The organism is Amycolatopsis panacis (assembly GCF_003600245.1).
GTDB classification, from domain to species: domain Bacteria; phylum Actinomycetota; class Actinomycetes; order Mycobacteriales; family Pseudonocardiaceae; genus Amycolatopsis; species Amycolatopsis sulphurea.
Genome location: NZ_QZFV01000066.1, coordinates 64,664 through 83,050 on the forward strand (window position 1 = coordinate 64,664; position 18,387 = coordinate 83,050).

Annotated in this window: 18 protein-coding genes; 8 read left to right on the plus strand and 10 right to left on the minus strand. The window is 69.4% G+C overall.

The genetic code is table 11. The features are described from left to right. Positions 1–87 precede the first annotated feature (87 nt). Together ftsW and D5S19_RS08600 are read right to left on the minus strand one after the other, a co-directional pair. Entirely contained in the window at positions 88–1,251 is a 1,164-nt protein-coding gene (gene ftsW / locus D5S19_RS08595) for a putative lipid II flippase FtsW (protein WP_120022783.1), read from the minus strand. Positions 1,252–1,296: 45 nt separating this feature from the next. Further along, the gene (locus D5S19_RS08600) at positions 1,297–1,884 is read right to left on the minus strand and encodes a TetR family transcriptional regulator (protein ID WP_120022784.1); all 588 of its coding nucleotides are present in this window, start codon (positions 1,882–1,884) and stop codon (positions 1,297–1,299) included. Positions 1,885–1,986: 102 nt separating this feature from the next. On the opposite strand from D5S19_RS08600, the gene D5S19_RS08605 reads away from it, so the two are divergent. Then, positions 1,987–2,916, plus strand: coding sequence for an aldo/keto reductase (locus tag D5S19_RS08605; protein ID WP_233573781.1), 930 nt, complete (start codon positions 1,987–1,989; stop codon positions 2,914–2,916). A gap of 75 nt (positions 2,917–2,991) precedes the next feature. On the opposite strand, the gene D5S19_RS08610 is transcribed toward D5S19_RS08605, so the two are convergent. Then, positions 2,992–3,651, minus strand: coding sequence for an FAD-dependent monooxygenase (locus tag D5S19_RS08610; protein WP_120022785.1), 660 nt, complete (start codon positions 3,649–3,651; stop codon positions 2,992–2,994). A gap of 3 nt (positions 3,652–3,654) precedes the next feature. Further along, on the minus strand, positions 3,655–4,602 hold the full coding sequence (locus D5S19_RS08615) for a DMT family transporter (RefSeq protein ID WP_325050246.1): 948 nt from the start codon (positions 4,600–4,602) through the stop codon (positions 3,655–3,657). A 44-nt stretch (positions 4,603–4,646) separates the two neighbouring features. Here D5S19_RS08615 and D5S19_RS08620 point away from each other — a divergent pair, with 44 nt between their 5' ends. After that, positions 4,647–5,555: a LysR family transcriptional regulator gene (locus tag D5S19_RS08620; RefSeq protein WP_120022787.1), complete on the plus strand. Its 909-nt coding sequence runs from the start codon at positions 4,647–4,649 to the stop codon at positions 5,553–5,555. A gap of 807 nt (positions 5,556–6,362) precedes the next feature. Here D5S19_RS08620 and D5S19_RS08625 read toward each other — a convergent pair. Both D5S19_RS08625 and D5S19_RS08630 read right to left on the minus strand, forming a co-directional pair. Beyond that, positions 6,363–7,085, minus strand: a complete 723-nt coding sequence (locus D5S19_RS08625) for a hypothetical protein (RefSeq protein WP_120022788.1) — start codon at positions 7,083–7,085, stop codon at positions 6,363–6,365. Positions 7,086–7,145: 60 nt separating this feature from the next. Continuing rightward, a complete protein-coding gene (locus tag D5S19_RS08630; RefSeq protein ID WP_325050248.1) occupies positions 7,146–7,487 on the minus strand; it encodes an alpha/beta hydrolase family protein in 342 nt (113 codons plus the stop codon). Positions 7,488–7,551: 64 nt separating this feature from the next. Here D5S19_RS08630 and D5S19_RS08635 point away from each other — a divergent pair, with 64 nt between their 5' ends. The 6 genes from D5S19_RS08635 to D5S19_RS08655 all read left to right on the plus strand — a co-directional run bounded on the left by D5S19_RS08635 (position 7,552) and on the right by D5S19_RS08655 (position 12,330). Continuing rightward, a complete protein-coding gene (locus tag D5S19_RS08635; RefSeq protein WP_120022789.1) occupies positions 7,552–8,376 on the plus strand; it encodes a DUF72 domain-containing protein in 825 nt (274 codons plus the stop codon). Positions 8,377–8,537: 161 nt separating this feature from the next. After that, the gene (locus D5S19_RS08640) at positions 8,538–8,783 is read left to right on the plus strand and encodes a hypothetical protein (protein WP_199730405.1); all 246 of its coding nucleotides are present in this window, start codon (positions 8,538–8,540) and stop codon (positions 8,781–8,783) included. Between the two features lie 46 nt (positions 8,784–8,829). Further along, complete coding sequence (locus D5S19_RS31955) at positions 8,830–8,982, plus strand: hypothetical protein (protein WP_158605508.1); 153 nt, start codon at positions 8,830–8,832, stop codon at positions 8,980–8,982. 100 nt (positions 8,983–9,082) lie between these two features. Further along, positions 9,083–9,964, plus strand: a complete 882-nt coding sequence (locus tag D5S19_RS08645; RefSeq protein WP_120022790.1) for a formylglycine-generating enzyme family protein — start codon at positions 9,083–9,085, stop codon at positions 9,962–9,964. Positions 9,965–9,988: 24 nt separating this feature from the next. Further along, on the plus strand, positions 9,989–10,516 hold the full coding sequence (locus tag D5S19_RS08650; RefSeq protein ID WP_120022791.1) for a TetR/AcrR family transcriptional regulator: 528 nt from the start codon (positions 9,989–9,991) through the stop codon (positions 10,514–10,516). A 290-nt stretch (positions 10,517–10,806) separates the two neighbouring features. Further along, positions 10,807–12,330 carry an APC family permease gene (locus tag D5S19_RS08655; protein WP_120022792.1) on the plus strand — a complete coding sequence of 508 codons (1,524 nt, stop codon included), beginning with the start codon at positions 10,807–10,809 and terminating at the stop codon, positions 12,328–12,330. Between the two features lie 125 nt (positions 12,331–12,455). Here D5S19_RS08655 and D5S19_RS08660 read toward each other — a convergent pair whose 3' ends face one another. Genes D5S19_RS08660 through D5S19_RS08675 form a run of 4 tightly spaced genes read right to left on the minus strand, consistent with a single transcriptional unit; the run spans position 12,456 to position 18,209 of the window. Then, complete coding sequence (locus D5S19_RS08660) at positions 12,456–13,916, minus strand: aldehyde dehydrogenase family protein (protein WP_120022793.1); 1,461 nt, start codon at positions 13,914–13,916, stop codon at positions 12,456–12,458. After that, positions 13,913–15,070, minus strand: coding sequence for a Zn-dependent alcohol dehydrogenase (locus D5S19_RS08665; RefSeq protein ID WP_120022794.1), 1,158 nt, complete (start codon positions 15,068–15,070; stop codon positions 13,913–13,915). Before D5S19_RS08665 ends, D5S19_RS08660 begins: the two co-directional genes overlap by 4 nt. A 31-nt stretch (positions 15,071–15,101) precedes the next feature. Beyond that, positions 15,102–16,796 (minus strand): FAD-dependent oxidoreductase, encoded by a 1,695-nt coding sequence (locus tag D5S19_RS08670; RefSeq protein ID WP_120022795.1) that lies wholly within the window; start codon positions 16,794–16,796, stop codon positions 15,102–15,104. Positions 16,797–16,838: 42 nt separating this feature from the next. After that, positions 16,839–18,209: an aldehyde dehydrogenase family protein gene (locus tag D5S19_RS08675; protein ID WP_120022796.1), complete on the minus strand. Its 1,371-nt coding sequence runs from the start codon at positions 18,207–18,209 to the stop codon at positions 16,839–16,841. Between the last annotated feature and the right edge of the window lie 178 nt (positions 18,210–18,387).

The following is an 18,387-nucleotide window of genomic DNA, read 5'->3' on the forward strand; positions in this document are numbered from 1 at the left end:
CGTCGGCGTTGACGATCACGTTCTGTTTCCAGGACAGCGCGCGCAGACCGTGAGCCCGGCGCCGCCCAGGCTCGGCGAGGGACTTGATCACGCCCGGACGGTGCCGACTGGACTCGTGCGAGCCTCCTGCCGGGCGGCCTGGGCCAGGACGCCGAACTGCAGCATGGTGATCACCAGTGAAGTGCCGCCCGAGGAGACGAGTGGCAGCGTCACCCCGGTCACCGGCAGGATCCCGGTCACGTATCCGATGTTGATCAACGCCTGCGCGACCAGCAGCAATGTGGTCGTCGCCGCGACCAGGCGGACCCACGGGTCGGCGGCGTCTGCCGCGGTCCGTAGCCCGGCGACGGCGAGCAGGCCGAACAGCACCAATACCAGCACACAGCCGGCGAATCCCAGCTCTTCGCCGATGAGGGCGAAGACGAAGTCGTTCTGCACGTCGGGCAGGTAGCTCCATTTCGCCGCGCCCTGGCCGAGCCCGACGCCGAACCAGCCGCCGTCGGCGAGTGCGTATTGCGCTTGCTGGGCCTGGTAGCCGCTGCCGCTCACGTCCGCGTCCGAGGACAGGAAGGACAGCACGCGCGCGAGCCGGTAGTTGGCGAACAGTGCGAGCACGAGAATTCCGGCACCGCCTCCGGCGACCAGCGCGAGGAACAGCCGCCTGGGCGCGTCGGCGAACCACAGTAGTCCCAGCGCGATCAGGGCCAGGGTGACGGTGCCGCTGAGGTTTGGTTGGGCCAATACCAGGGCACACAGCACCAGCGTCACCGGGACGAGTGGTACCAGCAGATGCCGCCATTGCTGAACCAAGTGGCGCTTCGCCACGAGCAGGTGCGCGCCCCACAACACGAGCGCGACCTTCGCGATCTCCACCGGTTGCACGGTGATCGGGCCCGCCGCGAGCCAGCGCTGGGCACCGCCGTGATCGCTGCCGAGCGGGGTGAGCACCAGGACCAGTCCGACGATCGCGACGCCCAGCGCCGGGACCGCGGCCCGGCGCAGTTTCGCCAGCGGAATCCGGAGTCCGGCCACGAATGCGGCCAAACCGATTGCGACATAAAGGAGATGTCGTGCGAAACCCTGGTATACGCCGACGCCGGAAGCGGGATTCGCCGCGGCGGCCGTGGCCGACAATGCCATCACCGCGCCGAGGACGGTGAGTGCCAGGCCCACAACGACGATGATCCGAAACGACGCGAGCGGGTGCGCGAAGAAATCCCGGATCGCGGATCCGCCGGCTCGAAAGTCCACAGTGGATGTTTGCGCGACGGCGCTGTGGGGACGCTGAGAAACGGTTCAGCGGGCGCGGATGCCGTCGAGAAGAAGGGATACGACCGCGGCGGATTCCGCTTCGATGCCCGGATTCCGCCAGTCGCCGGCGTGTCTCGGATCGTGGAAGCGGCTGGTCCCGTCGAACACCGCGCGGGCGATGGTGTCCGGTTCGCCCGGCGCGAATTCGCCGGCGTCGATTCCGTCAGTGACGATTTCGCGGATCTGCTCGAGCAGAAAGGCGACGTGTGCCGCGGAGGTGCCGCTGTGCTCGGACGCGAGGGTGAGGAAGGCGGCGAACAGCTCCGGATCCTCGTCCGCCTTGGCCCATTTGACGCGGAACAGGGTGGTGAGCAGTTCGCGGAGTCGTTCGACAGCCGGCTGCCCGGGATCCCCGGTGGTGCCGGCGAGCTGGTCCCGCGTCCGGTCGAGCCAGCGGCTGATCACCGCCTCTCGCAGCGCCGCCTTGGACGGGAAGTGCCGGTACACGCTGCCGTGGCTGACGCCGAGGAGCCGGGCGACGTCGAGCACCGTGGTCTTGTCCGGCCCGTACCGGCGCAGCGCGTCCTCCGCGGCCGACACGATCGTGCCCGCGTCGAGCGGCTCTTTCCGCATGCGGTCTCCTCCTCACGCCGGGCCGCTTCGGCGGGCAGCCTACCCCGCGGGACGCGGACCAGCTTGCTGACAGATATTGAAATCTGTCATCTGTTGTCGGTACTGTGCGGGCGACGGACATCGACCGAGGAGGTTCCCATCACCACCGCACTTGCCCCGTTCGCCGGCCGGACCGTGGCCCGGGTCGGCTACGGCGCGGCCCAGCTCCCGCGGCTGCACGAACGGCGTGCCGACGCCGTCGCCCTGGTGCGCCGCGCCGTCGAGCTGGGCGTGAATCACTTCGACACGGCCGAGTTCTACGGCTTCGGGTTCGCCAACTCGGTGCTGAGGGAAGCCCTCCGCCCCGACGACGGCGCGCTGGTCGTGACGAAAGTCGGCGCGGATCCGGACCCGGGCGGGCGGCTGCCGCTGCGCACCGCGCAGCGGCCCGAGCAGCTGCGGGCCACCGTCGAGGACAACCTGCGCAGCCTCGGCGCCGACCGTCTCGACGTGGTCAACCTGCGGCGCCTGGACACCGGGCCGGGCCTGCGCCCGGCCGGGGATCAGGCCGTGGACCTCGACGATCAGCTCGCCGTCCTGACCGCGCTGCGCGACGAGGGCAAGATCGGCGCGATCGGGCTGAGCAGCGTGACCCTCGACGGCCTGCGCACCGCGCTGCCGGCCGGGATCGCCTGCGTCCAGAACGCCTACAGCCTCGTCTCCCGAGACGACGAGGACATGCTGCGGCTGTGTCTTTCCACGGGCATCCCGTGGGTCCCGTTCTTCCCCCTGGGCGGAGCGTTCCCGGGCCTGCGGAAGCTCGCCGACGAGCCGGTCGCGCACGCGGTGGCGGAGTCGCTCGGCGTGACCGTCGCGCAGGTGGGCCTGGCCTGGCTCCTGCACCACGCGCCGAACACGCTGGTGATCCCGGGTACCGCCGAGATCGCGCACCTGGAGGCCAACGCCGCGGTCGCCGGGATCGGCTTCGACGCCGGAACGCTGGCCGCGCTGGACGCGGTGGAATCCCGTTCGAACGAAGTCCCGCTGGGCTGAGCACCGTGCCGTGCGCCTGCCGGCCGGCAGGCGCACGGCACGGGATCGTTGCGCACCAAGAGAATCGGGCGTGTTTCAGCCGACCCCGGCTGCGGCGAGATGTCCGTCCGGCCGGACGAGTCCCATTCCGGTGGCGACGTGTGTTCCGGTGCGCAGCTTCTCGAATAGCGTGCTGCCGTTCGGAAGTTCGAGGTTGCGGACGCGCTTGCCGGTCGCGTAGGCGACGTTGAGCCCGGACAGCCGTTCGGCGAGTTCCCTGGACATGTCCGGGGTTTTCGCGAGCAGCTCGCTCAGCAATGCGCGCAGTGCCTGCCCTTCCGGCGAGAACGCGCCCATCAACGCGGTCTGGGCGCGGGTGTGGCCGAGCAGTTCGGTGCCGACGGGGTGCCGTTCATCGTGGTAGGTGTCGAGCAGGGTTTCGTCCGTGCGCCCGGCCAGTACGGCGGCGAGCTTCCAGCCCAGGTTGTGCGCGTCCTGGATGCCGACGTTCATGCCGACACCGCCGGTCGGGTAATGCATGTGGGCGGCGTCCCCGGCCAGGAGCACGGTGCCTGACCGGTAGGTCACCGCCTGCCGGTTCGCGTTGCCGAAACGGGAGGGCCACACCGGATCACGCATGCCGAAGTCAGTGCCGGCGATCCTGAGCACCGTCGACCGCAGCTCCTCGAAGGTGAGCTCGCCCCGCCCGTTGTTCCGGGGACCGCTGCCGACGATGCGGTGGAGCCCGCCCGGCAGCCGTCAGCGCCGTCGTGCCCGCCCTGCGAAGCACACTGCGGCGAGCACGACCGCGCAGCCGATCAGCTGCAGCGCACTCGGTTCCTCGCCGAGCAGCACGATGCCGAACAGCACTGCGCCGATCGGCTGCAGCAGCATCAGCACCGCCCCGGTCGACGAGGGCATCCGCGGCAGCGCGCCGGCGATCAGCAGCCAGCCGGCCACCTGACCGAGCAGGCCCAGCGCCACGAACCAGCCGAACGCGGACCAACCCGGCGTGAAGTCCAGCTGGTGGAACGGCAGGCCCAGCGCCAGCGACACGGCACCGGCGGACAGCGTCGCCAGCAACAGGGAGCGAACCTGCGTCGAGGGCGTGGTGCTGAACCGGATCAGTAGCAGATACACCGAATATCCGGCACCCGCGGCGAGCGCGAAGAGCGCGCCCAGCAGCGGGTCCGGGCCGGTCACCACGGTGCCGACGAACCCGCCGGCCAGCACGATGCCGACGAGCAGCACCGGTGTGGTGATCAGGAACCGGCGGTCCGGACGGTCCCGCAGGAACAGAAACGCCAGCAGTGGCACGAGCACGACCTGTACCGACAGCAGCACCGTGGCGATCCCGGCGCCGACCCGCGGGATCGCCTCGCCCCACAGCACGAAGTCCACGCCGATGCCGAGCCCGGCGAACAGTGGCGCGACGACGTTCACCCGCACCCGCGTGCGCCGGGCCTCGTTTCGCGCGAGCAGCGCCAGTATCGGCAGCGCGATGAGGCAGCGCCAGAACGCGCTGGTCGCCCCGCTCGCTCCGGACAGCTTGATGAACACCGACGACAATGCGACGCAGAGACTGCCGGCCGTCGCCAGCAGCCGCGGGTCGAAGCGGCCGGTGAACGCCGCGATCGGCCCGGCCGGTGGGGCGGTGGGGAGTTCGGTGGTCGTCACGACGTCCAGCCTGCGAGTGATGACTGTCAAGGACAAGCGAATATTCGTATGGAGAATTCGGTAGTATCACTACCGTGTTCAACGTGGATCGGCTGCGTGCGCTGCATGCGGTGGCGCAGCACGGCTCGGTCGCCGCCGCGGCCGCTGCGCTGCACGTCACGCCGTCGGGTGTGTCACAGCAACTGGCGAAGCTCGAACGGGAGGCGGGGCAGGGGCTGCTGGAGCCGCGCGGCCGGGGCGTGCGGCTCACCCGTGCCGGGCGGTTGCTTGCCTCGCACGCCGAACGGGTGCTCGCGCAGCTGGCACAGGCCCGCACGGATCTGGAACGGCTGCGCGAGGATGTTCTGGGGCCGCTCCGCATCGCCGCGATCTCCACTTGCGTGCACGCGCTGCTGCCGCCGACGCTGGCCGCACTCGGCGAGCAGCACCCGCGGCTGGAGGTGACGCTGCGCGAGGGTGAGGCCGAGGTGACGCTGCCGCAGCTGGTCACGGGCGACGTCGATGTGGCGGTGGTGGAAAGCTGGGCGGACCTGCCGACCGTGGTACCGCCGTCGGCGACGCGCGTGACGCTGTTCTCCGACGTCGCGGACCTGGCGCTGCCCGCCGGGCATCGGCTCGCCCACCGCCGGGTCGTCGACCTCACCGAGGTTGACGACCTCCCGTGGATCGCGTGGACCGCCGGTTCCCGGTGCCACACCTGGCTCGTGCAGGTGCTGCGGGCACAGGACGTGGAGCCGCGGATCAGCTGCACCGTCGGTGGTTACCCGACACAGCTGGCGCTCGTGGCCGGAAACGCGGGCGCCGCACTGGTGCCGCGGCTCGCCCGCGGCCGGGTACCGGACGGCGTGCGCATCGTCGGCACGCGCCCCGCACTCGACCGCACGATCATGGCCACCTGCCGGACGGGCGAGGAGTCGCACGGCGGTGTCCGGGCGGCGCTGGACGCGTTGCGGGCGGCGTCGGCCCGGTTCACGGGGTGGTGAGCTGCTTCGGTCCGGTGAGGACGGATGGGGTGGGGTCGCGGGGGTGGGGTTGGGGTTGGCCGGTGGGTTCGGATGGTGGGTTCGACGGTGGCTGATGATGCGGCGGGGTGGTCGGTCGGGGTGTACCGGCTGGTGTCCGTCCAGTGAGGACGGATGTGGGGTTGGTGGGTTTTGCTGCTGCTGGGGTGTTTCGCTGAATATGTCGCTTGGGGCTTGCGATGGTGGTGGTGTGTTCCGTGGGGTTTGGATGGCGCTGCGTTCGTGACTGCCTGGCCCGCGGTGCGGGGTTCGTGTCCGTCTGGCAGGGACGGTGGGGGATTGTTGTTGCTGCTGCTGGGGTTTGCTTGGCTGGACTTCTTGTCTGGGGTGGCCTGTGTTGGTGAGGGTGCGATCGCTTCGCGGGTTCGGGTGGTCCTCGACGCGTTCGTTACTGCCTGGCCCGCGGTGCGGTTCGCGTCTGTTCGGTTGGGGCGGTGGGGTGTGGTGAGATCGTTGCTGCTGCTGGGTTCTGCTCGGATGGGCTGGCAGTTGCGAGATGGCCTGCGCTGGCGAAGCGTGGCTGCGCGGCGGGGGGTCGAGGGGCGCCCGATGCGCGCGGCGACCTGCGGGGCTCGCCGAGTGCCGGTCCGTATCCGTCCGGAAAGGACGGCCACAAACCAGCGAATTGCGGCGGCGAGGATCCCGGATGCCCCCTCGGGCGCTGCGTCCGCCCGGCGTGCCATGCGAGGACGTCCGGTTCACCTCGCATCGCCCGCAACCGTCCGGAAAGGACGGATGCGGGCCAGCAGATCGTTGCTGCCGAAGGATTCAGCCGGTTGCGGTCCCACCCGCCCCGGTCTGCGGGGCACCGACCGGGACGACGCTCGTCCGAGGTGTGGTGGTCTTCGCCGGTGGTGTCCCATTGCCCGGCGAGGTGCCCGTGCTCGGCGGCGTGCCGAGCACGGTGAACTCCGCTTTCGCCACGTACGGCGTCGCGGCGCACTTGAGCGTCGCGACGTACTTGCCCGGGGTGGCGACCACTGTGGTGTGCCCGCTGAACCGGCCGAAGTTGCCGCCCTCGGTGAAGTTCAGCGGTGCGGCGAATCCCGGCGAGGTGGCCGGGCCGGTCGGGCCGCCCGGGCAGCCGTTGATCGAGTCCGAGCCGCCGTTGATCTGGCCGCCCGGCTGGACCTCGGCCGGATACAGCGACAGGACCGGATGCTGGTATGGCAGAACGGTGAAGGTCGTGGTCAGCCGGGCGCCGTCGCAGGTCACCTTCGCGGTGTAGGTGCCCGCCTTGGTGACCGAAGTGCCTTCGCCCCAGGGGTTGGTGCCGTCTCGCAGGGCCAGGTGGACCGGTGCGGCGAAGCCCGGTGAAGTGGCCTCCGAGAAAGTGGTGCACTTGCCGATGATGCCGGTCTCGAATCGGTCGCCCGGCCGCATCGACGTCGGGTAGACCCCGAATTGCGGCGTGTCCGCGGCGAATGCCGCCGGTGCGTACGCAAGCCCGAGCGCGGCCACGGCCAGTGTCGTCGTGATCGTCCTGTTCATCTTCGTTCCTCCCTCTCCGACAGGGGGAACACGCGGCAGACGGCGCCGGGGTTGCCTCGGTCAGCAGAGCCATCGGCCGAACCACGCTCGGGTGCGGTGCAAGACGTCGAACTGGTGGCCCCGTTCGCGGATCGAATGTCCCTCCCGCGGGTAGACCACGTACTCGTGCGGAACGTCGAAGTGCTGCAACGCCCGGTGCAGGTATTCGGCCTGGCCGAGCGGCACGTTGGTGTCTTCGGCGCCGTGCATCAGCAGCATCGGCGTCCGCATCCGGCTCGCGAAAGAGACCGGGCTGAGGGCGTGGGGCGGCCCGACGGGGATCGGATTTCCTCGACGGGTGCGTAAGGTGACACGACTCGGGGTCTGGTGGGCGCGGGGGTGTGCGGGGAAACGGCCGTCCAGGTAGTAGTTTCAGGCAAGATCGAGGGGAGCTGACGGAGTGGCGAGTCTTCATGTCGGCTGCGCGATGTGGAATCACAAGGCGTGGGCCGGGCGGTTCTTGCCGCAATCGCTGCCGGCGAAAGAGCGTCTGCGGGCGTATGCAGGCTGGTGCAACGCGGTCGAAGGCAACACCACGTTCTACGCGACCCCCGCCCGGAGCACTGTCGTGACATGGGCGCAGCAGGCCGGGGCCGGCTTCCGGTTCGTGGTCAAGGTGCCGAAGGCGGTTACGCACGAGCGGCGGTTCGTGGGGGTCGAAGCCGAGATGCGGGCGTTCCTGGACGCGATGGAACCCCTCGGGCAACGGGCGGTCCTGTGGACTCAGCTGCCCGGGTCGTTCGGCCCTTCGGAGGTTGATGCGCTCGGTCGTTTCCTGCGTCGGCTCCCGGCCGATCGTCGGCGTGCGGTGGAGGTGCGGCACCCGGGGTTCTTCACCGACCACAGCTCGGCGGCGTTGCTGGAGAGAGCGCTCGCCGGGGCGGACGCCGAGTGGGTGCCGTTCGACACCACCGTTTTCTTCCAAAGCCCACCGGTCAGCGAGGCTGAGCAGGATGCGTGGGCCAAGAAACCGCGGCTGCCCCGGCGGACGAGGGCGTTGACCGGCCAGCCGATCGTCCGTTACCTGGGCCGGGACTCGGTGGAGGACACGGTGGCGGGGTGGCGGCCGTGGACCGAGGTGGTCGCCGGGTGGCTGCGTGAAGGCCGGTCGCCGACGGTCTTCCTGCACACCCCGGACAACGTCGATGCGCCGGCGCTCGCCCGCCGGTTCCATGACGATGTGCGGGTGCTGGTGCCCGGCCTTGAGGCATTGCCCGAGCCGGAGCCGGTCGAGCCCGCGACGTTGTTCTGAATCGTGAGGGGGCATCGGCCGGCTAAGACGTCAGGATTGGTCCTATAAGGACGGTTATCCGAACGACTACAATGGACCGGAATTCGACTGGCCCGCCTACCAGAAGGTGTCCGAGCCGGTGGCGCACGCGCGGGACGAGTACGCGGCGCTGGTGTCGAGGTGTGACCGGTTCTGTGGGGCGGGTGCTGGACTTCATGGACGCGCACGAAATGTGGTGCGACACGATGCTGATCGTCAACACCGACCACGGTTTCCTGCTGGGCGAGCACGGCTGGTGGGCGAAGCCGGTGCAGTCGTGGTTCGAGGAGCTGGTGCACCTGCCGATGTTCTGCTGGGAACTGCGTACCGGCGTCGCCGGAGGCCGCCGAGCCGACCGGGCGGGAGGGCGCGCCGTTCAGCGTGCATGACGGGCACTGAACGTGACGGACGGCCGGTTCGCCCGCGGCGCGGAAGGTGCTGGAACGTCATCTCCCTGGCCTGAACCAGACGGAGCTGATGGGCCTGCCCGGTCCGTCGAGCCTGCCGTACCTCGCCGGGCGCTCGGTCATCACTGCGGGTGAGCTGCGCCGGATCGCCGAAGATCTGACCGCGCATCCTGCGCTCTGAAATCGATTCTGCCCTGCCGTGGCTATGCTGAGGCCGTCAAGACCGGGCCGGGCGCGGTTCCGTCCCCGGGTCCGGCCGTGAGCCAGGAGGTGTGTCCAGGGTGTCCGGTTGCTGCCCGCCGTCCCGGTCGGCCCCCTCGTCCGTCGCTGCGGCGGACCGCGGAGCGGCCACGAACGCCGAGGGCCTGCTCGTGCTGCCCGGCGGCACGTTCCGGATGGGTACGGCGGACAAGGACGGCTTTCCCGAGGACCACGAAGGTCCGGTCCGGGAGGTCACCGTGCCGTCGTTCGCGATCGACGCCTACGCGGTGACCAATGCGCGGTTCGGCGAGTTCGTGGACGCGACGGGATACCGTACCGAAGCGGAGAACTACGGCTGGACGTACGTGTTCGCCAAGTTCGTGCCCGCCGGGCTGCGCAAGATCTCCCCGCGCCCGGAGCAGACTCCGTGGTGGTGCGGGGTTTCCGGTGCGTACTGGCGCGCGCCGGAAGGTCCGGGCAGTGACGTCGGTGAGAGTGGGGACCACCCGGTGGTGCACGTGTCCTGGAACGACGCGGTGGCCTACTGCGCGTGGGCGGGGCGTCGGCTGCCGACCGAAGTGGAGTGGGAGTACGCCGCGCGGGGCGGGCTCGACCAGGCCCGTTACCCGTGGGGTGACGAGCTGACTCCGGGCGGCGAGCATCGCTGCAACATCTGGCAGGGCCGGTTCCCCGTGCGTGACACCGCCGAGGACGGCTACTCGGGCACCGCGCCGGTGGATGCGTACCAGCCTAATGGGTTCGGGCTGTACAACACCTCCGGCAACGTGTGGGAGTGGTGCGCGGACTGGTTCGACGAGGCGCAGTCCAGCCGGGCGATGCGCGGCGGCTCGTACCTGTGTCACGACTCGTACTGCAACCGTTACCGGGTGGCCGCTCGCACCGCGAACACCCCGGACAGCTCCAGTGGCAACCTCGGATTCCGTACCGTCGCCGACGTCTGAGCGGGTTCCGGCGACCGTTCCGGTATGCCGTCGAGGAACGCCCGTGGCTATGCGAAGGGGCGCGCCCGTCGCCACGAGATCCTGCTCGTCGCTCTGAACGCCTTCGCCGAGCAGGGTTTCCGCGCGAGCTCGATGCGGGAGATCGCGGATCTGGTCGGGTTGAGCCGGGCCGGTCTGCTGCACCACTTCTCCTCCAAAGAGGAGGTGTTGCGGCTGCGTGACGAACAGCAGACGGCGTTCAACGAGCGGTTCGGCCGTGAGGGCGGGCTCGATGCCGTGCGGTACCTGCTCGACCTCAACGCCCGCCAGGTGGAGCTGGTCGGTGACCGGCGGTGCGCCGGTGCGTTGCCGGAGTGCGTGGGCTTCCTCGTCGATGCTCGCGAGAACGGAGACCCCGCTGCCGAACAAGGTGATGTCCTGGACCGGTTCACTCGGCCGGCCGATCGCCTCGACGGCGCGTTCATCCAGGGGTTTGCGGCCGGGCACGGAGGGGAGGAGCAGGCCGCCTCGCCGCTCACTGGACATCGCGGCGCGTATTACGGTGCCCGGTGAGTGTGGCAGGGCGAGGTGAATATCGCCGGCCGTCGTGTACCTGCTCCATTCGGCCCGGAATGGCCGTTTCGCGCGGGTTTCGGGGCGGCGTGCGTCCGGCACACCGGTGCGCCCGACGGTGTGCACCCTGACCACAGACGCACATCACATCGGCGACCTAGACTTTCCGGAAACCAGCTCTTGCCGGCCGGGTGGAGACCGTTTCGGCGCGGCGGGGCCGGGTACGCCGGAGGGCCGCACAATGCGTCCCGACCGGCGGTCGCGAGCACTGTGAGCAGGGAGTTCGAGGCATGGTATCGAAGAGCAGATCAGGAAAAGAATCGCTGGTACAGCACGGAAATGAACTCCTGCGCGGTTCGATCCGGTTCTTTCACGTCGTCCTGATGGTCACGGCCGCGGCGGCCCCGCTGGTGGTGGCCTCGGCCTACATTCCGATTTCGATCTCGTCCGGCGGCGGGAAGGCGACCGCGTTCATCTATCTCGCGACCACCGTGATCCTGCTGGTCTTCACCGTCGGATACGCGGAGATGGCCAAGCGGATCACCGCGGCCGGCGCGTTCTACACCTACACGACCCAGGGTTTGGGGAAGTCGGCGGGCCTGGGCGCCGGGTTTTCGATTCTGGCCGCGTACAGCATGATCGCGCCGGCGATTCTCGGCGGGTTCGGGTTCTACGCCTCGCAATTGCTGCACCAGTATCTGGGCATCAACCTCGCCTGGTATTGGTGCTCACTGATCGGGCTGGCACTGCACGTGGTGATCTCGTACTTCCGGGTGACCCTCACCGCGCGGATCCTGGGTGTGCTGCTCGCGGTCGAGGTGCTGGTCATCCTGATCGTGAGCGTGGCGACCGTCGGGCAGGGCGGGGCCGAGGGGCAGGATCTCGGGCTGCTGAGCCCGTCTTCGCTCGGCGGTGCCCCGGCGATCGGAATCGGGTTCTTCCTCGCGTTCTGGTCGTGGATCGGGTTCGAAACGAGCGCGATCTACAGCGAGGAGACCGCTGACCCGAAGAAGAGCGTGCCGCGCGCGACCTACATCGCGGTCATCACGCTCGGGGTGTTCTACGCACTGACGGCGTACGCCGGCCTGATCGGTTTCGGCAGCAAGGCCGAGGGCGAGGCGGCTTCCGCCACGTCGAACTACTTCTTCCTGCTGGCGGACCGCTACACCGGCCACTTCATCCACGTGCTGATGGACATCCTGGTGGTCAGCAGCTTCTTCGCCTGCTCGTTCGCCTTCCACAACAACGCGGCGCGCTACCTCTTCTCCCTCGGGCGCGACAAGATCCTGCCCTCCGCGCTGGGGAAGACCCACCGCGCGCACAAGTCGCCGTACGTGGCCATCGGCGTTCAGGGGGCGGTCGCCGCCATCACGATCGGACTGTTCGCGTTCGGTGGTGCGGACCCGCTGCTGCAGCTGGGTACATGGTTGCCGATCTTCTGCACCCTGGCCGTCATCGTCGTGCAGTTCCTGGTCTCCCTGGCCGTGATCGGCTACTTCGGAAAGGTGGGCAGACGCTCGACAGCCGACCACCTGCGCACGCTGGTCGCACCGGCGATCGGGGCGCTGGCTCAGGGCGTGGTCGTGTTCCTGCTGTGGCAGAACATTTCCTTCCTCGCCGGTTCGGACAGTCTCGTGGTGTCGCTGATCCCGCTTTATGTGGGCCTGATCGTGGCGATCGGCGTCGGGTACAGCTTCTGGCTCCGCAAGTACCGGCGGGACCGCTACGAGCGGATCGGCATGCTGCGCGAGGAAGAGGACGAGGGAGACGAGGTCGCGCCGGTGCCGCTGGTGGAGCCGGAGACCAGCAGCTAGAGCGGGAGCTGCTCCATGCCCGAACCGCCCGGCCGCACAGTCCACATCGGACTGTGTGGCCGGGCGGTTTCGGTCCGGAGTGCACGGAAAAGGTGCGCCGGAACGTTCCGGCGCACCCTCCCCGGTCAGATCGGGAAGCCGGGGTCGTCGACGCCGATGACCCGGCGGCCCTGGAAGAACCGGACCATGTCCGTCGGGCCGTGCCCGCCGATGCCGGCGTTGTTCCAGAAGGACTGTTCCGACCCGTCGGCGAGATCGGCGAGGTTGCAGCCGTTCACCCGGACCTCGCCGACCGGCAGCCGGGCCGCGGTGTCGAGGGCGGCATCGAGATCGGTACCGAACACGAAACCGGCCAACCCCGTCTCCGGGCCGTGCGCGGCGGCGAGGGCTTCTTCGATCGAAGAGACCGCGTGCACAGTCACCGCGGGGCCGAAGAGTTCGCTTTCCGACGCGTGCGGGGGCAGGCCGAGCACGAGCGTGGGGGAGAAGAACCAGCCGTCCAGATCGGGAAGTGCGGCACCGGCGCGGATCTCGCCGCCTTGGGCGGCCAAGCGGTCGACTGCTCGCTGAAGGCGCTCACGGTGGGCCGAGTAGGCGATCGGCCCGACGTCGGTCGTGTAGTCGAGGCAGTGGCCGACCCGGAGTTTGGCGAGTTCGCCGGTCAGAGCGTCGATGAGGTCGTTATGGAGGGCGTCCGGCACCAGCACCTTGCCGGGTGCCTCGCACCATTGACCGTTGAGCTTGGTCATCCCGGCCGCGAGGGCGGAGGCGGTGACGGCGAGGTCGGCATCAGGCCGGACCACGGCCGGATTGTGCCCGCCGAGTTCAAGCTGGAGCGCGGTGAAATGCGGAGCCGCCGCGGCTGCCACCGCGGCCCCGCCCGCGCCCCCTCCGGTGAAGGAGATCGCCTTGATCCGACGGTCCGCGGTGAGCTGCGCGCCGACCTCTGCAGCGCCGTGTACCAGCTGGAACACCGCTGTCGGAAGTCCCAGCGCGGCCACTGATCCGGCGATCACCTCGGCGACGATCTGACAGCCGGCGGGTGCCCATTCCGAGGGCTTCAGAATGACCGGACAGCCCGCGGCGAGCGCGCTGGCGACCTTGGCCGCGGCCACGAACGTCGGCGCGTTCCACGGGGCGAGTACGGCAGCGGGTCCCAACGGCCTGCGCAACAGGCGGACGTCCCGGTTTCCGGCGGGGAGGGCAGCGGACTCGCCGACTTCGGTGAGCTGGTCGGCAGCCGCCTTGACCCGGGGAGCGAGGTAGGACGTCATCTGCGTGGTCGTCCGGAGGGGATTTCCGGTGGCCATCGCGTCTTCGTAGGCCAGTTCCTCCGCACGCCGGGCGATACCGTCCGCGATGAGTTCCAGCAGTTTGGTGCGGCGACTGATCGGCACCGCCGACCAGTCGCCGTGTTCGTGGAGCGCAGCGGCCGCGGCCAGTGCCCGCTCGACATTGCCGGCTGCGGTCGCCATCTGGTGCTGGCGGGGGACGCCGGTGTTCGGGTCGTCGATGGTGGCCGCGAGGGTCACCGCGGGCTCGGTCCAGACCCCGTCGATGAGGTCGGTCTGCGCAGGTGTGGTCATGCCGCGCCTTTCTGCGAGATACGGTCGAGAGTGGACGGACGGTTCGGTGCGGCCCGCAAGCCGAGGACGATCCGGATCGTGGCCGGATCGGCCATGGCGGCGAACCCTTCGTTGATCTGCCCGAACGGGAGTTCGGCGGTGACCATGGAGTCGAGATCGAGGCGGCCGGACCGATAGTGGTCGGTGAACATCTCGACGTCGCTGAGGAAGCGGTTGGCACCCATGTAGGCGCCTCGCAGGATGCGATCGCCGTAAACCAGGGCGTCGGCGGGGATGCTCAGCCGCTCGCCTTCGGGCATCAGCCCCAGCACCGTCGCGGTGCCGGTCGGGGCGAGGATGGCGAAGGCGAGTTCCGCGGTCTGCGCACGCCCGACCGCCTCGATCGCGTGGGACACGCCGCCGGTCACCAGCTCTTTCAGCTGCCGCACCGTGGCCTCGGGATCGGAGCCGGCCAGCAGGACGTCCGTGGCCCCGAATGTGCGGGCGAGCCCGAGCTTTTCGCCGACCGCGTCGATGGCCACGATCCGCCGGGCGCCGGCGATGCGCGCACCCTGTACGGCTGCGATGCCGACTCCGCCGCACCCGATCACCGCGACGGTGTCTTCGGCGGTGATCTTCGCACCGTGCACCGCAGCTCCGAAACCGGTCGTAATGCAGCATCCGAGCAAACACGCGGCCGACGACGGGACGTCCGGGGTGATCTTGGCAAGGGCGCCTTCGCCGGCAAGGAACGCCTCGGCGAACGCCCCGAGGCCACCGAGCACTTCGACGGGAACACCCTGGCGGGTCACCAGTTTCGGACGTTCCCGATACCGGATCCGGTCGACCCGAGTGCACTGGGTCGGCCGTCCGCGGGAACAGGACGGGCAGATCCCGCACGACGGTGTGACCGTCGCGACGACGCGATCTCCCGGCGCGACCCGCGTGACCGCCCTGCCGACGTGTTCCACGACGCCGACGGCCTCGTGGCCCAGCACCGCGGGCAGCTCGATCGACAGCGCGCCTTTCACGTAGTGCAGGTCGCTGTGGCACAGGCCGACATGCTCCGGCCGTACCACCACCTCGTGCTCGGCCGGCTCGTCGAGGAGGACTTCGGTCATCCGGAGCGGACGGCCCGGCTGTTCGAGCACGGCGGCGTTGATGGGTGTTCGCATGCTTCTCCTCGGTGTCTCCTCGATGGGGCGGTCACATCGGTTTTCGCGCGTCTTCGACGACTTTGCGCATTTCCGCCGCGGATGTGAGCTTGATCCGTGGCCGCCGCAGCGGTTTCGCGGTCGTCCGTTCGTGCCGGTCGACGACCGTCCATGACGGGTAGTCGAGCGCGTCCGGTTGCCGTTCGGAGATCAGCGTTTCGAGTGCTTCGCCCCCGTTGGCGGGGGCCGGCAGACGTCCGGCCGCAAAGTCGGCGAAAAGGGCTTCGACGGTCTCTTCCGCACATTTCTTGTTCGTGCCGATGACCCCGGACGGCCCGCGCTTGATCCAGCCCGCGGTGTAGACGCCGGGCAGCGGCGCACCGGTGTCCGGATCGACCACGCGGCCGGATTCGTTTGGGAGGCGGCCGAGGAGGTCGTCGAAAGGCATTCCCGGCACCGGTTCGCCGCGGTAGCCGATCGATCGCAGGACCAGCCCGCAGTCGAGTTCCTCGGCCGTGCCGTCCGGACGCGCGACGAGCCGTCCGTCCACTTCGGTCAGTTCGTTGCGCCCGACCCGGATCCCCCTGACCCGGTCCGTGCCCAGGACTTCTTCCGGTGACCCGAGGAAACGCAGGACGACCCGCCTGCGGAAGCCGGACAGGGGCCGATCGGCGAGTTCGCCGAGGATCTTGACCTTCAGCGCGGCCATGGCGTGCGGGTCCAGCGAGGCCGCGGTCACCGGGTCGAGACGCGCCTGCGCGGGATCGGCCACGACGTCGAAATCGCCGGTGCCGGCCAGCCCCAGCAGCTCCGGGATGGTGAACGCGGCTTGTGCCGGGCCACGCCTGCCGAGCACGACCACTTCGGAGATCTTGCTGCCCGACAAGGCGGCCAGCGCGTGCTCGGCGATGTCGGTGCGGGCCAGCCGGTCGACGTCGCTCGCGAGGATGCGGGCCACATCGAGCGCGACGTTGCCGTTGCCGACGATCACCGCTCGTTCGGCGGAGAAATCGAAGGTGTGTCCGGCGTAGTCGGGATGGCCGTTGTACCAGGCGACGAAGTCGGTGGCCGGGTGGCTGCCGGGCAGGTCTTCGCCGGGGATGCCGAGCCGCCGGTCACGCGGCGCGCCGACCGCGTAGAGCACCGCGTGATGGTGCGCCAGCAGCTCCTCGTGCGAGAGGTGCTTGCCCACTTCCACGTTGAGGCGCAAGGAGAAACCCTTGCGTTTCGCCGTGGCCGCGAAGAGATCCGCGACGGACTTGGTGGCCTGGTGATCGGGCGCGACACCGAACCGGACCAGCCCCCACGGCGCGGGGAGACGCTCGAACATGGTCACTTCGACGTCGATTCCCTTGCGGGCAAGCAGTTCCTCGGCCGCGTAGCACGCCGCGGGCCCGGAGCCGACGATCGCGACCCGGAGCGGACAGGGCTGCGCGACCTCGATCTTGGGCTTCGGATGCTGGTACGGAGCAGGGGAGTAGTCCTGTTTGCCCGGAGCGGTGAAGTAGTGCGCGTTGAGGTCGGGATACCGCTCGGCGCCCTCGGCGAGTTCGAAGTCCGGCTGGATGGCGTTGACCGGGCAGACGTCGACGCAGGCGCCGCAGTCGATGCAGCCCGCCGGGTCGATGTAGAGCATCTCCGACGTCGCGTAGTCCGGCTCGTCGGGCGTCGGATGAATGCAGTTGACCGGGCAGACGGTGACGCAGGTCGCGTCGTTGCAGCAGTTCTGCGTGATCACATACGCCATCTGGCACCCCCTGCCGGCCCGGTTCGGTGGTGGCCGGACATGTCACGGTTCCGTTCGGATGAAGACGTTCTTCAGCTCGGTGTAGCCCTCGATCGCGGTCAGCCCCAGCTCACGCCCGTGACCCGACTGCTTGAACCCGCCGAACGGCGCCTGGATGCGCACCGACGAGTTCGAGTTGACCGACAGCGTGCCGCTCTGGATTCCCCGTGCGACGCGCAGCGCACGACCTATGTCGGCCGTCCACACCGACCCGCTCAGCCCGTAGATGGTGTCGTTGGCCAGCCGGACCGCCTCTTCCTCGGTGTCGAACGGCACGATCGCCGCGACAGGGCCGAAGATCTCGTCGCGGAGGATGCGCGAGTCCGGATCCGGCCGGACCACGACCCGCGGCGCCATCCAGTAGCCGGGGCCGCCCGGGGTCTCACCGGCGACGGTGGTGTCGAGATCGCCGGTCAGGAAGGACGCGACGTGGTCGCGATGCGCCGCGGAGACCAACGGGCCGAGCCGGGTCTTCTCGTCCAGCGGATCGCCGATGGTCAGCGCACGGCTCGCCGCGACGAAACCGGCGACGAAATCGTCGAACACGCGGCGCTCGACCAGGATCCGGCTGCGCGCGCAGCAGTCCTGGCCGGTGTTGCCGAACACCGCGCCCGGTGCTTCGGCGATGGCGCGGGGGAGGTCGGCGTCGGCGAAGATCACGTTGGCGGACTTGCCGCCGAGTTCGAGAGTGAAGCGTTTCATCGTTTCCGCGGCCGAGCGCAGCACGTCCTGGCCCGTGGCGGTGGACCCGGTGAAGGAGACTTTGCCGACCAGAGGGTGGCTGGTCAGGACCTTCCCGACGGTCCGCCCTGGTCCGCAGACGACCTGGATCAGGTTCTCCGGCAGGCCGAGCCCGGCCACCAGCTCGCCGAACCGCCGGGTGGAGAGCGGGGTCTGGTCGGCCGGTTTGACCACGACGGAGTTGCCCGCCGCGAGCGCGGGCGCGATGTTCCACGAGGCGATCGGCAGCGGGAAGTTCCACGGCGCGATGACCGCGACCACGCCGATGGGCTCCCGGAAGGTGAGGTCGACACCGCCGTCCACGGGAATCGTCTCGCCGAGAATCTTGTCGACCACCCCCGCGTAATAGTGGAAGCACTCGGCCACTCCGCCGATCATTTCGCCGCGGGCGTCACTGATCGGTTTGCCGACGTCCTTCGACTCCAGTTCGGCGAGTTCGCCGGCGTGTGCCTCGACGACGCCCGCTATCGCGCGGAGCGCGTCCCGGCGTGCGGACAGCGAAAGACACATCCATTCCCGTTGCGCTGCCGAAGCCCGTTCGACGGCACGTTCGGCGTCGGCGACGCCGGCCATCGGGAATTCCGCGAGGACCTCTTCGGTCGCGGGGTTGATCACGGTGTTCACAGCAGACACGGCAGGTTCCTCGGTTTCGTGACGGGGCCACAGGCAGGACAACAGGAGAGGTCTCTCCATGCTCGGTTCCGCCCCGGCGGCGGGCAACGTGCGCGCTGCCCTCTGCCTGACCCAACGATGTGCACGATGCACACCGGCCACCGCGCCGCCCGCCCGGGACCACCAGGCCGATGAGCTG

Excerpts from the sequence above, each read along its gene's own strand:
- D5S19_RS08600 (WP_120022784.1), bottom strand. The coding sequence starts at position 1,884 with ATGCGGAAAGAGCCGCTCGACGCGGGCACGATCGTGTCGGCCGCGGAG.
- D5S19_RS08625 (WP_120022788.1), bottom strand. The coding sequence starts at position 7,085 with ATGAACAGGACGATCACGACGACACTGGCCGTGGCCGCGCTCGGGCTT.
- D5S19_RS08635 (WP_120022789.1), top strand. The coding sequence starts at position 7,552 with ATGTGGAATCACAAGGCGTGGGCCGGGCGGTTCTTGCCGCAATCGCTG.
- D5S19_RS08650 (WP_120022791.1), top strand. The coding sequence starts at position 9,989 with ATGCCGTCGAGGAACGCCCGTGGCTATGCGAAGGGGCGCGCCCGTCGC.
- D5S19_RS08655 (WP_120022792.1), top strand. The coding sequence starts at position 10,807 with ATGGTATCGAAGAGCAGATCAGGAAAAGAATCGCTGGTACAGCACGGA.
- D5S19_RS08660 (WP_120022793.1), bottom strand. The coding sequence starts at position 13,916 with ATGACCACACCTGCGCAGACCGACCTCATCGACGGGGTCTGGACCGAG.
- D5S19_RS08665 (WP_120022794.1), bottom strand. The coding sequence starts at position 15,070 with ATGCGAACACCCATCAACGCCGCCGTGCTCGAACAGCCGGGCCGTCCG.
- D5S19_RS08670 (WP_120022795.1), bottom strand. The coding sequence starts at position 16,796 with ATGGCGTATGTGATCACGCAGAACTGCTGCAACGACGCGACCTGCGTC.